The sequence below is a fragment of the Acinetobacter sp. R933-2 genome (assembly GCF_030325485.1).
Taxonomy (GTDB): Bacteria; Pseudomonadota; Gammaproteobacteria; order Pseudomonadales; family Moraxellaceae; genus Acinetobacter; species Acinetobacter sichuanensis.
This window is the reverse complement of record NZ_JACAIJ010000015.1, coordinates 1-15,880: the sequence shown is the minus strand read 5'-3', so window position 1 is coordinate 15,880 and position 15,880 is coordinate 1. Positions and strand designations below refer to the sequence as shown.

Genomic DNA, 15,880 nt, shown 5'->3' with positions numbered 1-15,880 from the left:
CTGCTTGATATCTAAAAATATATTTAGAAATAAAATGATGAACTTGAAAGAAGAAAGGCAAAACAATGATCGTACAACGTATTAGTAAATATTCATTACATGTTTATTTTGACGCAGCAGACGTTCAAAATTTGAGTGCATTGCTCCATCAAAAGCTTTTATCTATCCAAATTCAATATTTAAAACAAGACAAAATAACGAGTAAAATTTTAAGTTGTGTTATAGATGAAAATGAACTGCTGCAAATTGAAAGCAGTAAAATTGTGTTTCAGATCGATGGTGATACTCAGCAATATATGTTGTATTTATTAAGCGAGTTTATGGCAACAGGAGATTTTCCAGTCAATGAGTGTTGCGAGTTAGCCATAGCGAAATTGAAATATAATGTGCAAATTTATTTTCTCAATATCGCGAATTTTTCCAAAAATATCAAAAATCCTTGTGAAATTTAGGCAAAATCATGAGGAATGACAGACAAACATTATCAAGTGTATAAAATCTCTTTATAATGCAGCTATTCTTTTAGGAGTAAGTTATTTAAGTTTAAGATTTAAATAAATTTACTTCTGTTCTCTTTAAAGTCAATTCTTTTCATCGACTTGTTTTAATATTTTTCAAATTTATGTGCTGATTTATACACATAAAATTTAGGTGCTTACATGGAAATCAAAGTCAATTATCTCGACAATCTTCGCCAAGAAGCCAAGTTTGATGACTTTACGGTGATTGCAGATCAACCGATTCGTTACAAAGGCGATGGCTCTGCACCAGGACCGTTTGATTATTTCCTTGCATCTTCGGCTTTATGTGCAGCATATTTTGTAAAAGTCTATTGTGCGGCACGTGACATTCCCACCGACAATATTCGCCTGTCACAAAATAATATTGTTGACCCTGAAAACCGTTATAAGCAAATTTTTAAAATTCAGGTTGAATTACCTGCGGATATTTCAGACAAAGACCGTCAGGGTATTTTACGTTCCATTGACCGTTGTACCGTCAAAAAAGTGATCCAGACGGGTCCAGAGTTTGTGATTGAAGAAGTGGAAAGCATTGATGCAGATGCTCAAGCTTTGCTGATGCCAGACCTCGCCAAAGAAAGCACCACATTTATTGCGGGTAAAGACTTACCTTTAGAAGAAACCATTGCCAATATGTCGGGAATTCTGGCGGGTTTGGGCATGAAAATTGAGATTTCTTCATGGCGCAATATTGTCCCGAATGTATGGTCTTTGCATATTCGTGATGCACAATCGCCAATGTGTTTTACCAATGGTAAAGGCTCAAGCAAAGAAAGTGCTTTGGCATCAGCTTTGGGCGAGTTTATTGAGCGTTTAAACTGTAATTTCTTTTATAACGATCAGTTTTGGGGTGAAGAAATTGCCAATGCTGCATTTGTGCATTATCCAGATGAAAAATGGTTTCAACCACAAGCCAATGGGGCTTTGCCAACTGAAATTTTAGATGATTATACCCGTGAAATTTATGACCCTGAAAATGAGTTATTAGGTACACATTTGTATGACACCAACTCAGGCAATAAAGCACGTGGCATTTGTTCATTGCCATTTGTACGTCAGTCGGATGGTGAAACGGTGTATTTCCCATCCAATTTAATTGAAAATCTTTATCTTTCCAATGGGATGAGTGCAGGCAATACCTTAGCTGAAGCACAAGTACAATGTTTGTCTGAGATTTTTGAACGCGCCGTGAAACGTGACATTATTCAGGGTGAAATTGCCTTGCCTGATGTACCTGATGAGGTTTTGGCGAAATATCCAAAAATTGTTGCAGGTATTCAAGGATTGGAAGAACAAGGTTTCCCTGTATTAGTTAAAGATGCCTCGCTCGGTGGGCAATTCCCAGTCATGTGTGTGACGTTGATGAATCCACGTACAGGTGGGGTTTTTGCCTCGTTTGGTGCGCATCCTAAACTGGAAGTGGCACTTGAGCGCAGTTTAACTGAGTTGTTACAAGGGCGTAGTTTTGAAGGGTTAAATGATCTACCAAAACCGACATTTAGCAGCAATGCAGTGACTGAGCCGAATAACTATGTTGAGCATTTTATTGACTCAAGTGGTGTGGTGTCGTGGAAATTCTTTAGCGCACAGTCAGATTATGACTTTGTCGAGTGGGACTTTACAGGCAATGGTGATAATGCTGCAGAAGCTGAAACATTATTTGCGATTCTCGAAGACATGGGCAAAGACGTTTATATGGCGGTTTATCAGCATTTAGGTGCAACGGCATGTCGTATTTTAGTGCCTGATTATTCTGAAATTTACTTAGTAGAAGACTTGATTTGGGACAATACCAATAAAGCTTTAGATTTCCGTGAAGACATCTTAAATATTCATCGTTTAGATGAAGAACAACTCGAAGCATTGGTTGAGCGCTTAGAGGAAGTTGAAGTCGATGACTATACGGATATCGTGACGTTGATCGGGATTGAATTCGATGATAATACAGTATGGGGGCAACTCACTGTTCTAGAGCTTAAATTGCTGATTTATATTGCACTGCAAGCATTTGAAGAAGCAAAAGAATTGGTTGAACAATTCCTGCAATACAACACCAACACAGTAGAACGTGGTTTGTTCTATCAGTGTATGAATGTGGTCCTTGAAGTTGAACTGGACGATGAGCTTGATTTAAATGATTATGAGCATAATTTCCGCCGTATGTTTGGTGATGAACGAATGGATGCAGTGATTGGTTCAATGGATGGCAGCATTCGTTTCTACGGTTTGACTGAAACCAATATGCAACTTGAAGGTTTGGATCGTCATTTGCGCTTGATTGACAGTTATAAAAAGTTACATGCAGCACGTGCAAAATTTGTCAGTGCATGAATCTAAATCAATCATCTAAATAATAGTATGAAGAACGATAAAAGCGTGGTGTAGTGCCACGCTTTTATTTTGTAGAATCGTAGTCGCTACGGGTTTAGATATTTTTCATTGAGTTGTTCATTTGCATCAATAATATGTGCATTCAGTTGGGTCATAATACGAATCAAATGTTCTTTATCTTCCGTAGATAAAATATCAAAAATAACCTTTTCACGATCCATTGCCACTTTAAATACTTCATCATGTAGATGCGCTCCTTGTATTGTCAGGCAAATTTTTGTTGCTCTTGCATCTCGTTTATCTTCTTTAATTTCAACATATTCTTGGGTTTTAAGTTTAGCAATTGCACGACTTACAGCACCTTTATCTAAGCCAATCACTTGACTGATCCGACGAGCAGAGATATTAGGTTCAACCGCTAGCATTGACAAAATACGCCATTCGATAATATTGATTTGAAAGAGCTGAGCATAAATTTGTGAAGAACCAAGAGACATTTTATTTGAAAAAAAAGTAATCAATGCAGGTATATAGCGTTCAAGCTCTAAAGTTGATTGTGTTTTCATTTCATCTTAAAAATTAGTTTTTCATCATCATAGCATAGATGATTGTGTAAATATGGTTGTTTTAGCAACTATAAAGTTGACTTTGCAACTATATTGCTTTAATTTTAAACTAAATCACAAGGATTTAAATATCATTGCTGGTGAGCATTAAAGTATTATGAAAATTGAATTTCATAATATAAGGTATTGAAAAATAAGGATATGAAAATGAATAATAAGCTAAAAATTGATCTGGTAGAGGAAAGCCAACAAAACTCTTTTCCTAAAAATCAATGGTTTGTGGTGGCACTGTCTAAGGAGTTGAAAGATGACTTTATTGCAAGAAAAGTACTCAATATTCCAATGATTTTATTTCGAGATCCTCAAGGAAAAGTTACAGCTTTAGAGGATCGTTGTTGTCACCGTGGTATGCCACTTTCAAGTGGTCATTTAGAAAATGGGCAAATACGTTGCGGTTATCATGGCTTACTTTATAATGCAACAGGGCAGTGTGTTGAAGTTCCCGGACAAGATAAAGTACCTAATAAAGCAAAAGTAAAACATTATCATGTTGTTGAAAAACAAGGCTTAATTTGGCTTTGGTATAGTTTTGAATATGAAACTCCCAATAGTGAAGTTCCAGACTATCCTTATCATGAACATGAAGACTATCTCTACGATGGTGATGTTTATCACTATGATGCACCTTATCAACTTATTCATGATAATTTGATGGATTTAAGTCATTTAGCCTATGTGCATTTAAAAACCATTGGTGGCAATGCTAAGATTCACATGAATGCTGAAATGAAAGTGACACAAGGGGACAATCAAGTGGTGGTCAAACGCCATATGCTTGCTTCAGATCCACCGCCAACATATAGCATGGCATATCCATTCCAAGCTAAAGTTGATCGGTGGCAAGAAATTGATTTTCGCGTTTCTCATATTCGTATTTGGACTGGTGCGATTGATACAGGCACAGATAGCCTAGATAATCCTGAACGTAATGGTTTTAATATGCGAGGTTTCCACGCAATTACACCTGAAACAGAAAATACTTGTCATTATTTTTGGACAATGTCAACCAACCCACAGCATGATCGTGAGCGTATCGCCAAGGTTGTGATCGAACAAACACGCCTTACTTTTGATGAAGATAAAGTCGTGATCGAAGCGCAATTTAAAAACTTAAAGCAATTTGAACACAAGGAAATGGTGGGTATTCATATTGATGTTGGCTTAGTCCGTGCTCGACGTATTATTGCAGATTTGATTTGATGTGTTTAAGCCTTTCTTTGTTGATGATGTTCTTCTGAGAAAGGCATGGATTATTTTGTTAAATATTTCTGTAAAACCACAAAAAGCCTTATAATCTGTAAGAATTAAATTTTAAATTTATCTTTATTTATGTCGCAATATCTCGATATTTCGCTCCAACAAGATCAGCCGAATCTTTCTGCAACACAGAAAAAGTTTAATCAATTGTTAAAAAAGCTTGATCAACAAAAAAACTTACTGGCTGAATGGCAACATGCTCAACAAGATATTCAGCACCAAGCGGCTAAAGAATTACTGCCAGCTTATGCACAATTACATCAATTATATTTTCAACAGCTTGAAATGTTGTGGCAGCATAAATTAAAAAATAAACTGACCAAAAGATACAAAGAAATACTCGATGATAGAATCGCTCATATTTCAGCGCAACTTATGCGAGTGAATACACTGACTGAGTTACAATGTGACGAGGTAAGTAGAATATTTCATTATTTTCAGCCTGATAGCAGTGCTTCAACAGAAAACAACTCTAATACAGATGTTCCTGAATTTGCTGAGGAAATGATCATAAATCTACAAAAAGAAATGATCAAAAAAATGGTATGTCAAGAAATGAGTGTTGATGTAACAGTGGTTGATTTTGACTTTGATGTAGAAGATATAGACGGTTTAGTTGCGAAAATTAATGAGAAAATAGAACAAGAATTTTTACAAAGCTTAGATGAAGCAGAAAAAATTTCTATTGAAAAACAAATGCAACGTGAACGTGCAAAAGAACAAAAAAAACTGGAAAAACAAGAGTATGCCAAAAAAATGGCAAACCAATCTTTAAAATCAATTTACTCAAAAATTGCAGCAGCGATACACCCAGATCGTGAATTAGATGAAGTAAAAAAAGTTGAAAAAACTGAAATTTTTCAGATGACCAACCAAGCATATGAAAAGAAAGATTTATTTACTTTATTAAAGTTACAACAATATATTGACAAGGATGTATCTACAGCACAAAAATCTTATGCAGATGAACAGCTTAAATTTTATAATACTGCACTTGAAACACAAATTGAAGAATTAGATATTGAGATCAAAGAGATTATTGATAGTTTTGATTGGGGAAATCATATTGCATTATTTTCATCGCGCAAAATTAAAACTAAAGATTTATATAAAAAATACAAAACAGATCTGAAAAATGTGCAAGAAAGTATTCAACATTCAGAGTTTATTGTAAAACATCTTCAAGATCCTACGAATTTAAAATCTTTGTTGCTTGATGCTTATTTCTAATTTTTCTGATGAAATACAATGATTGAACCAAGCTGATTATTTGCGGAAATGACTCGGTGGAGCACCTAGCAGTTTTTTAAACATGGCTGTAAATGCACTACTACTTTGGTAGCCGAGTTTTCCTGCAATTTGTGATATTGAAAGATGCTCCGATAAATATCCCAAAGCCAACACGACATGCATGCGTTGCAGCCAGTGCCGAAAATTCAATCCCATTTCTTTTTGAAATAGTCGAATTAAAGTACGTGAACTGGTACCAATTTGATCTGCCCATGCATCCAGATCTTTTTGACTGTCGGGATGATCAATCAATTCTGAACAGATCTGGATCAAACGTGGGTCGCGTGACCATGGAATGTCTAAAGAAAAATTATGAGACTGTTGAATCTCATTGAAAATAAGCAGTTGCAGGGCTTGATCTAGAGCCTGACGTTGGTCATTGTTGGATTGATTTGTCAGATCATCATCAGTTTTAGGGTGATTTAAACGTAAAACTAATTCACGTAATAAATTACTCATACGAACCAAAAAACAGTGCTGACCCAAGGCCTGTGCTGCAGTTTCTTCAACCATAGCTGAGTTTAGACAAACTTGCCCATAAGATAAAACACTATGTTCATAATAAGCAGGAATCCATAACGCACAGTGCGGTGGAATAATCCAAATGTGATCTGATGTATAGACACGGATATGACCTTCAACAGCATATAACAGTTGACCACGACAATGAAAATGCTGAGGAATAATACTGCCATGTTCACGTGATGATGACATTGAGGTCACTAAAGCAGCAGATTTCCTAGTAGAATGTGTCATAATTCAACTCAATTGTCACTTAAACGATGATTGTTGGAATATAAGCTTTGATATGACGAATTATAATGCATCTTCCTACCTCTGATCTAGGATATATATGATGCCGAATCCTCAATCTAGTGAAATTGGCACTACAACTGTTTCAAATCAACCGACTCAAATGGTCACATCGATGATTGCCGCAGTGGCGATTGCACATTTACTTAACGATTTGATTCAGGCGGTACTTCCTGCAATTTATCCTATGCTGAAAGTCAATTTCCAACTCAGTTTTACCCAGATTGGTCTGATTTCATTGGTCTATCAAGTGACAGCATCATTGTTACAACCTTGGATTGGATTATATACAGACAAACATCCTAAACCCTATTTATTACCAATGGGGATGGGTGTGACTTTGATCGGGATTGCAGGTTTGGCATTTTCAGCAAATTTTGGCATGTTATTGCTTTCATCTGCACTGATTGGCGTCGGTTCTTCAACTTTTCATCCTGAAGCGTCACGTGTGGCACGAATGGCATCGGGTGGTAAATTTGGTACAGCACAATCTGCGTTTCAGGTGGGCGGAAATTCAGGTTCAGCGATTGGTCCATTATTGGCAGCAGCGATTATTATCCCCAATGGTCAGGCGGCAACAGCATGGTTTATGTTATTTGCATTATTGGCGATTTGGGTGCTGTATCAAGTCAGTCGATGGACGATTAAACATAAAAAAAGCACTGTTAATACAGCTTCTCAGGCAATTCAGAACAAATTGCATGGCAAGACTTTGTATCGGGCTTTGGGGTTGATTGCGATTTTGATGTTGGCAAAATTTACTTATATTGTCAGTCTAAGCAATTATTACACCTTCTATTTAATGGAAAAGTTTGATCTTTCTTTAAAAACAGCACAATTTTATTTATTTGGCTTTTTGGCTGCTGTCGCTTTGGGAACCTTTGTTGGAGGACCGATAGGCGATAAAATTGGACGTAAAGCGGTCATCATTATTTCCTTTGTCGGTATGGCACCTTTTGCGCTGATTTTGCCTCATGCAGATCTGACTTGGACATTGATTTTATCTGTGATTTCAGGCTTGGTGATGTCTTCTGCTTTTTCAGCCATGGTGGTTTATGCACAGGAAGCGGTGCCAGGGCGTGTTGGCATGATTGCAGGCATGATGTTTGGTTTAATGTTTGGCATCAGTGGGATTGCGGCAGCAGCCTTAGGTTATCTTGCAGACCATCAAGGGATTCAATGGGTATTTATGCTGTGTTCATTCTTACCTTTATTAGGAATTGGTTCATTATTTTTACCTAATACAAAAAAGTAAGATCACTGTTAAATAATAAATAGCCTAAGCATGAATATAAATCATGACCTTTTTTATATTCATGCTTATTTTTTAATATAATTTTTAAATATCATCTCAAATTCAATTGTATCATCATGATTTATATTAAAAATGCTAGACGTAAATGAGATAATTAAACGCATTTATTTTATAAATAAAAATTTAAATACTGGTAAATCCTCCATCAATCGTAATACATGCACCTGACATAAACTGAGCTTCATCCGATGCTAAAAATATCGCTAAGTCAGCAACTTCATTGACTTCACCAAAACGATCTAAAGGAATTTTGTCTGTAGGGCGAGTTTTTAACATCTCAGCAGTCATAGGCGTGCGAATTGTTCCCGGGCAAATAGCATTGATTTTAATCCCAAATTTTCCATATTCGGCAGCAAGATGCTTGGTATAACCCAGTACAGCATGTTTGGATGCGGTATAAGATGCGCCCCCCATTTTTGCAACAAGTCCAGCAATTGAGCCAATATTGATAATCGCGCCAGATTTTTGTTCAATCATATGTGGCAAGACTAAATTACTTAAATTAAAAATAGATTTCACGTTAATATTAAAAACTAAATCCCAAAGTTGTTCACTGGTGTCTAAGCTATTTATATATTTATCAAAAATACCTGCATTATTCAGCAAAACATCAATTCTGCCAAAGTGTTGTAGTGTGGTCTGAACTAAGTTTTCTAATTGAGCCTTTTCAGTAATATCAACCTGTACAACAAGTACTTCATTGCCCATTTGTCTAATTTTATCTGCAACCTGTTGAGCAGATTCAATATTCAGATCTGCAATCACAAGTTTTGCCCCTTGTGTGGCAAAAGCAAAAGCTTCAGCTTCCCCCATACCTGATGCTGCGCCTGTGATTATGCATACTTTGTCTTTCAGTCTAGACATTTTTCGTTCCTTGATTCAATAATAAATAAGCAGCCTAAATGCTAAAAATTTGGCATTGATTAATGACCTAAATTTAAATTAGCCACTAAAAAATAATTTGAGTAGTTTACAAATATGCTTTTGAACGGTATTCATATCAAGTGGACGATGATCGTGCAAAACAACAAAGAGAGAATGATATGCGTGATGAATTAATTCAGGATGAATTATCAGGTGAGCAGATAAAATATGATGATTATATTGCAGGTCTAGCAAAAGGACTCAGTATTTTAGAAGCGTTTGGCTCAGACCGACAGCGCCTCAATGTCACACAAACAGCAGAACGTACAGGTCTAACCAGAACGGCAGCAAGACGTTATCTAAAAACATTGAAGTTTTTAGGGTATTTAGATACAGATGATTATTATTACTGGCTAACACATAAAGTTTTAAAATTCTCTGGTGCATATTTGCATACAGCACATTTACCTAAAATAGCTCAACCTGTACTGAATATTTTAGCGGCAAAAACTTCTTTGGTTTTTTCTGTTGTTGTTTTAGACCATCATGAATTGGTTCCTGTGGCACGTAGTATTTCACCGCAGCATGAGGAATTTCGAGTCAGCCCTTTTGGCATTCATCTCGGCAATAGAATACCAGCACATACTGCATCTACAGGTAAAGTATTACTTTCACAAAGAAGTCTTGAAGAGCAAAAACAATGGCTTGAGCATTATGAATTACGTCGCTTTACCCATTATACAATGACTGAGCAGGACGTTTTTTTACAAGAATTACAGAGGATTAGAGCGCAGGCTTATTGTATTTCTAGTGAGGAATATGAACTTGGGGTTGTTGCAGTTGCAGTCCCTATTATTAATCAAAAGGGAGAACTCATTGCCGCGATGAACGCTGTGGCATCAGTCAATAAAGTCAATGATTTTTATTTGGTGAATACCATTGTGCCTATGCTAAGACAGGCTGCAAAGGAAATACGCGATATGATTTAAAACCCCTCATGATCTTGAATATTGGGATGATTGATCACAGTCACGATATTCGTTTCATAGTATTTGTACGAATATTATCTGATATGTACGATCATCGCGCATTGATTGAATTTTGCACTTTGCGAATGACTTTTTCATCATTAGTTTAAAAAACAAAGGAAAAGTCAAAACATCATTCTGAGTGTGTTTCGATAATAACGAAGCATGGATGAAGAGTTATTTGCATGGAGTGAAGATATGCATGATGCATTAGATCAACAAAATGATTGGGATTTGATTGTAATAGGTTCAGGTGCAGGAGGATTATCGACGGCAATTACCGCGAAAAAGCAGGGGCTAAAGGTGATTGTCTTAGAAAAGGATGCAGTTTTTGGTGGTACAACTGCATTTTCTGGTGGAGTGCTTTGGATTCCCAATAATCCACACGCTAAAAAAAATGGTATTCAAGATTCAAAACAAGCAGCAATTAACTATCTAAAACACGAAACTCAAAATTTTTATAATGCTCAAGCAGTCGATGCCTTTTTAGACTATGGACCTAAAATGATCGATTTTTTTGAGAAAGAAACCACAGTCAAATTTATTCCTACTTTGTATCCAGATTATCATCCTGATGTATCGGGTGGGGTTGAGGTTGGACGTTCTATTTTAGCTGCACCGTTTGATATTCGTAGTTTAGGCGAAAATATGAAACGTTTACGTCCACCCTTAAAAACCATTACTTTTATGGGCATGATGTTTAATTCGTCAAATGCAGATTTAAAACATTTTTTTAATGCAACTAAATCATTTACTTCATTTATGTATGTAGCAAAGCGTTTAGCCATTCATATGAAAGAGTTGGCTTTTTATGGTCGAGGAACCAATGTGACCAGTGGAAATGCTTTGGCAGCACGCTTGGCAAAATCAGCTTTTGATTTAGATATTCCGATTTATACATCAACACCCGTACAAAAATTGCTACAAGAATCGGGGAAAATTGTAGGTGTAGAAATTTTACAAGAAGGTAAAAAATTAAAGCTTAAATCAAAGCATGGTGTTGTGTTGGCATGTGGTGGTTTTTCACATGATATTGCACGTTTAAAAACAACTTATGCACATTTAAAAACAGGTGGAGAACATATCTCCCCAGTTCCAAGCAGCAATACAGGTGATGGTTGCCGCATGGCAGAACAAGTCGGCGGTGCAGTCGATATTCAATATCAAGATGCTGCCGCATGGATGCCTGTTTCAAAAGTGCCACAAACTGAGGGTTATGGTGTATTTCCACATTTATTAGATCGTTATAAGCCTGGCATTATTGGCGTTTTAAAAAATGGGCAACGTTTTACCAACGAGTCAAACTCTTATCATGATGTTGGTGCTGCTTTATTTCGAGCATGTCAAGGGATGTCCGAAACTGCAATGTGGTTGATTTGCGACCAAAAAACCATTGCTAAATATGGTCTAGGCTATGCAAAACCTGCACCAATGCCATTATCAGGTTTAGTGAAAAATGGCTATTTAATGAAAGGAAATACCATAGAAGAGTTAGCAAAAAATGTAGGAATTGATGCTAAAAATTTAAGTGATACGATTATTGAATACAACAAACATGCGGTAAATGGTGAAGATCCTGCATTTCAACGTGGTTCAACAGCATTTAATCGTTATTTAGCAGACCCCGAACATATGCCAAATCCGTGTATTGCACCTGTTTCAGTAGGACCTTTTTATGCAGTAAAAGTCTTTATGGGAGATCTGGGCACATTTGATGGACTTAGAACAGCGGTCACTGGAGAAGTGCTTAACTCGAAAAATCAAAAAATTGTCGGCTTATATGCGGTAGGAAATGATCGTGCCAGTATGATGGGCGGAAATTATCCAGGTGCAGGCATTACATTGGGACCCATCATGACTTTTGGTTATTTGACAGGGTTACATATTGCAAATTTAGCCAAAGGCGGTAAAGGCTTAGCACAACAAAACCAAGAGGAGATGCAAAATGTTTCATAAAGCAATTGTTGACCATCGAATTTATACCATTACGCCACGTATGTTGCCAAAATTTTTAGCATTATTTGATAATTTAGCAATGCCTGTATTGAAAAAACATCTTGGGCAGCCTTTAGGATTTTATGTCACGACCATTGGTTCATTAAATCAGGTGGTGCATTTGTGGGGTTACGATAGTTTAGATGATTATGAAAAGCGTAGTTTAGCGCGAGATACTGACCCTGATTTTCAAGTCTATTTACAACAAACTGAAGGACTTGTGCAGTCGCAAACAAACCAATTGGTGCGACCAGTACATTTAAAGTCATTTAATTTATGATTCATTTTTAAATCATTTTATGAATCGATTTAATTCATAAATCAATCAATCCCTGTGTTTTGGAAACGGTACTGTCATTGCAGTGCTACAGGGGCTTCGTGCTTTTTTATAAGGAGAATGAAAAATGAGCACAAGTAGGCAAAGGATGGATATTAAGAAAATACTGAATGAAAATAAAGTGGGAAATTTTCAAAAACTCATTTTATTTTTCTGTTTCGCTATTATTGCACTTGATGGTATTGATGTGGTGGTCATGGGCTTAATTGCACCGCAGATTATACAAGAGTGGGGCATTACTGCACAGCAAATCGCGCCTGTGCTGAGCGCTGCACTGGTCGGTTTAGCGATTGGAGCTTTGGTTTCAGGACCATTATCCGATAAGTTTGGGCGTAAACCAGTCCTGATTTTGAGTTTGATTGGTTTTGGTATTTTTACTTTATTGACTGCTTTTTCAACAGATATTACGCATTTGATTATTTATCGTTTTTTAACGGGACTCGGTGCAGGTGCTGCTGCACCCAACGCGGCAACATTGGCAGCAGAATATGCACCAGATCGTCGTCGATCCTTTACAGTAAATACTGTTTATTGTGGTTTTTCTTTAGGTGCGGCGGCTGCAGGCTTTTTAGCTGCATGGATGATTCCTGAATTTGGTTGGCGCAGTATGTTGGTTTTGGGTGGAATTTTACCTTTAATTTTAGCGCCATTTTTATATTGGAAAATGCCAGAGTCGATTACATATTTAGTTAAAAAGGGTAATGCACAAGATAAAATCCAATTGATTTTACATCGTTTATATCCTCAACAAAAATTTGAACATTATCAGTTTTATTTAAATGAAATCCCAACCGAAAAAGCGGGATTAAAGCTTATTCTTTCACGTGAATATTTGTATGGTACGGTCATGTTATGGATTGCTTATTTCATGGCATTGTTCTTGATTTATTTATGTAGTAGTTGGTTGCCTACACTGATTAAAATGAATCAATTTAGTATTTCTCAAGCGGCTATAGTCACATCATTTTTTCAATTGGGTGGACCTTTAGGTTGTATGGTTTTAGGTTGGCTGATGGATCAATATCGTCCACGAGTGGTTCTATTTATTGCAATGTTGGTGGGTACATTTGCCACTTATGCTTTAGGTCAGTTTAGTCAGAACTTTAATTTAATGTGTGTGATGGCATTGATTTTAGGCTTTACCTTTAATGGTGGTTCTACAGGTTTAACCTCGGTTGCAATGGGCTATTATCCAACGAGTGCGCGAGCAACAGGGGCAACGTGGATGAATGGCATCGGACGTTTAGGTGCGATTTTAAGTGCTTTTGCAGGAGCGGCGATGATTAATGCAAAAATTCCACTAGAGACGATGTTTACTTTATTAATGATCCCTGCATTTTTATCAGGTTTAGCAATTTTATTGCAATCGCCAAGAAAGAAAATTACCAGTGTGAAAAGCTTAAATTATTAATATTTAACAAAGTGTTGTTGGTATTTATGAATCAATAACAACAACACTTAGTATAAAACAAGGAAGATTTATGCAATATCATTTTGAAAATAAAGTTGCCATGGTGACAGGTGCTGGCTCTGGAATCGGGCAAGCTGCGAGTATTTTGTTAGCAAAATATGGTTGCAAGTTATGTTTAATTGATATTAATCAAAACCATTTAGCTGAAACTGTCCGTTTAATCGGATCACATGTTGATATTTTGCTACAGGTGGGTGATGTTTCCAATGTTGAGTTTATGCAGTCTTGTATTGAGCAAATTGATCAACACTTTTCAGGTTTAGATTTCGCCTTTAATAATGCTGGAATTGCAAGTCCAGTCAAAAGTATTGCTGATTTATCTATTGAAACATGGCATAAGCAAATAGATGTAAATTTAAACAGTATTTTTTATTGTTTACATTTTCAAATCCCATTAATGTTGAAAAATGGCGGTGGCAGTATTGTGAATACCTCTTCTATTTTAGGTACTGTTGCGACTAAAAATCGGGCAGCTTATATCACAGCAAAGCATGGTGTGACTGGACTAAGCAAAGCTGCTGCTCTAGATTATGCACAGCAGAATATTCGTGTGAATTCTATTCATCCAGGTTATGTCGAAACGCCATTAATCCGCAAAGTTCAAACCGAAGAAATACAGATTAAACATCCTATTCAAAGGTTAGGTACAGTGGATGAAGTTGCAAATTTGGTCATCTTTTTACTTTCAGATCAGGCTTCATTTATCACTGGGGCAAATTATGCAATTGATGGTGGATATACCACGCAATAATCAACTTTTGCCCGATACAATTTAAATTACATTTCTTAAATCACGTGCAGTTTCTTGTAATAAAGGGAGTATTTGCTGAATTAAATATTCTTTTGTGGTGCGCATCGTGGGCGATACAATATTCAGTGCAGCAACAACATTACCTTTAGGTCCATAAATAGGAACAGCAAGAGCATGCACCCCAAGTTCATGTTCTTCACTAGAATAGCACCAATCTTGTTCTTTAATTTCATCTAAAATATGTAAAAAATGCTGATTATCCATACAGCTATATTTGGTCAGTCGCTTTAATGGATATTTTTCTAACCATTCTTGTTGTTGTTCCAAACTTAAATGTGCCAATAAAATTTTCCCTGCGGATGTGGCATGTGCAGGTAAACGATTACCTAAATGCAAACCATAAGGATTGACTCGATCTGTCTGTTGATGCGCTGCGCTTCGAGCAATGGTAATTGCTTCAAAACCATCTAAAACCATCACTGAAAAGATGAGAGAAGTTTGTGTGGTTAATAAATTTAATAAAGGCTGACAGATTTTTGGCAGTTGCGACCCACTGAGGTAAGCACCTGAAAACTTTAAAACTTTAGGAGCTAAATAATAATAATGCCCATCAAATTCCAAATAACCTAAATATTCTAAAGTGAGTAAATGTCGTCTTGCGGCTGCACGTGTTAAGCCTGTTTTCTCTGCGGCAATACTAATATTTAAACGATGACGTTCAGAACCAAAACATTCCAAGATCGCCATACCTTTGCTGATACCAGCTACAAAATCTTCATGTCGAATCAGTTTTTTATTTTCTGAGTTTTCTAAAATCTTTTTTTCGAGTTCATTTTCTACAGTCATTTTTTAATACATTCCTTGTTGATTTACCATAAATACTTATCGTATTAGGTTAATTTAAAATTGACATAAACGTGAACAAAAAACGAATAATTGTTCGATCATCGAACAATTATACTGTTTATCGAACAATTTTGCTATTTTATGCTAGAACAAAATCCAAAAAACAATAAAAATGAATATGCGAAATCTACACAAAAACACTCGGGATTGGGTGTGATTTTTTCCTTATGAATATTCAGCACAATCCTGAGCTAGATTTATTTTTTTTATTTTTATAGCAAATGGAGTTGTCTAATGATTGATAAAAGTGCTTTCTCACTTCACGATGCGCTTTCACAAATCAAGGACGGTTCGACCATCATGATTGGCGGTTTTGGTACGGCTGGACAACCTGCAGAACTGATCGATGGTTTGATTGAGCTCGGCATCAAAGAC

The 15,880-nt window shown here is 36.4% G+C and carries 15 protein-coding genes; 11 read left to right on the top strand and 4 right to left on the bottom strand.

Translation table 11 applies throughout. From position 1 onward, the window contains the following. The first annotated feature begins 65 nt into the window (after positions 1–65). Together HX005_RS15735 and HX005_RS15730 are read left to right on the top strand one after the other, a co-directional pair. On the top strand, positions 66–452 hold the full coding sequence (locus HX005_RS15735) for a hypothetical protein (protein WP_107008788.1): 387 nt from the start codon (positions 66–68) through the stop codon (positions 450–452). Between the two features lie 207 nt (positions 453–659). After that, a complete protein-coding gene (locus tag HX005_RS15730; RefSeq protein ID WP_286378082.1) occupies positions 660–2,852 on the top strand; it encodes an OsmC domain/YcaO domain-containing protein in 2,193 nt (730 codons plus the stop codon). Positions 2,853–2,938: 86 nt separating this feature from the next. Here the strand turns inward: HX005_RS15730 and HX005_RS15725 are convergent, their stop codons facing one another. Next, on the bottom strand, positions 2,939–3,418 hold the full coding sequence (locus HX005_RS15725) for a MarR family winged helix-turn-helix transcriptional regulator (RefSeq protein ID WP_107008786.1): 480 nt from the start codon (positions 3,416–3,418) through the stop codon (positions 2,939–2,941). Positions 3,419–3,625: 207 nt separating this feature from the next. Here HX005_RS15725 and HX005_RS15720 point away from each other — a divergent pair, with 207 nt between their 5' ends. Beyond that, positions 3,626–4,678, top strand: coding sequence for a Rieske 2Fe-2S domain-containing protein (locus HX005_RS15720; RefSeq protein WP_286378081.1), 1,053 nt, complete (start codon positions 3,626–3,628; stop codon positions 4,676–4,678). A gap of 129 nt (positions 4,679–4,807) precedes the next feature. Further along, positions 4,808–5,965, top strand: a complete 1,158-nt coding sequence (locus HX005_RS15715) for a hypothetical protein (protein WP_286378080.1) — start codon at positions 4,808–4,810, stop codon at positions 5,963–5,965. Between the two features lie 36 nt (positions 5,966–6,001). On the opposite strand, the gene HX005_RS15710 is transcribed toward HX005_RS15715, so the two are convergent. Next, positions 6,002–6,781: an AraC family transcriptional regulator gene (locus tag HX005_RS15710; protein ID WP_286378079.1), complete on the bottom strand. Its 780-nt coding sequence runs from the start codon at positions 6,779–6,781 to the stop codon at positions 6,002–6,004. Positions 6,782–6,878: 97 nt separating this feature from the next. On the opposite strand from HX005_RS15710, the gene HX005_RS15705 reads away from it, so the two are divergent. Continuing rightward, on the top strand, positions 6,879–8,093 hold the full coding sequence (locus HX005_RS15705; RefSeq protein WP_286378078.1) for an MFS transporter: 1,215 nt from the start codon (positions 6,879–6,881) through the stop codon (positions 8,091–8,093). Positions 8,094–8,276: 183 nt separating this feature from the next. On the opposite strand, the gene HX005_RS15700 is transcribed toward HX005_RS15705, so the two are convergent. Further along, entirely contained in the window at positions 8,277–9,017 is a 741-nt protein-coding gene (locus tag HX005_RS15700; protein ID WP_286378077.1) for an SDR family NAD(P)-dependent oxidoreductase, read from the bottom strand. 179 nt (positions 9,018–9,196) lie between these two features. On the opposite strand from HX005_RS15700, the gene HX005_RS15695 reads away from it, so the two are divergent. The 5 genes from HX005_RS15695 (at position 9,197) to HX005_RS15675 (ending at position 14,599) form a co-directional block, all read left to right on the top strand. After that, positions 9,197–10,006, top strand: a complete 810-nt coding sequence (locus HX005_RS15695) for an IclR family transcriptional regulator domain-containing protein (protein ID WP_286378130.1) — start codon at positions 9,197–9,199, stop codon at positions 10,004–10,006. Between the two features lie 237 nt (positions 10,007–10,243). Further along, the gene (locus tag HX005_RS15690) at positions 10,244–12,001 is read left to right on the top strand and encodes an FAD-dependent oxidoreductase (RefSeq protein WP_286378076.1); all 1,758 of its coding nucleotides are present in this window, start codon (positions 10,244–10,246) and stop codon (positions 11,999–12,001) included. Further along, on the top strand, positions 11,991–12,320 hold the full coding sequence (locus tag HX005_RS15685) for an NIPSNAP family protein (protein ID WP_286378075.1): 330 nt from the start codon (positions 11,991–11,993) through the stop codon (positions 12,318–12,320). Before HX005_RS15690 ends, HX005_RS15685 begins: the two co-directional genes overlap by 11 nt. Positions 12,321–12,444: 124 nt before the next feature. Beyond that, positions 12,445–13,788 (top strand): MFS transporter, encoded by a 1,344-nt coding sequence (locus HX005_RS15680; RefSeq protein WP_286378074.1) that lies wholly within the window; start codon positions 12,445–12,447, stop codon positions 13,786–13,788. A gap of 70 nt (positions 13,789–13,858) precedes the next feature. Then, entirely contained in the window at positions 13,859–14,599 is a 741-nt protein-coding gene (locus tag HX005_RS15675; RefSeq protein ID WP_286378073.1) for an SDR family NAD(P)-dependent oxidoreductase, read from the top strand. A 21-nt stretch (positions 14,600–14,620) separates the two neighbouring features. Here HX005_RS15675 and pcaU read toward each other — a convergent pair whose 3' ends face one another. Beyond that, positions 14,621–15,445: an IclR family transcriptional regulator PcaU gene (pcaU, locus tag HX005_RS15670; RefSeq protein ID WP_286378072.1), complete on the bottom strand. Its 825-nt coding sequence runs from the start codon at positions 15,443–15,445 to the stop codon at positions 14,621–14,623. Between the two features lie 294 nt (positions 15,446–15,739). Between pcaU and HX005_RS15665 the strand changes: the two genes are divergently transcribed. Next, positions 15,740–15,880: CoA-transferase (locus HX005_RS15665; protein ID WP_286378129.1), on the top strand; the 141-nt coding region annotated here is incomplete at its 3' end.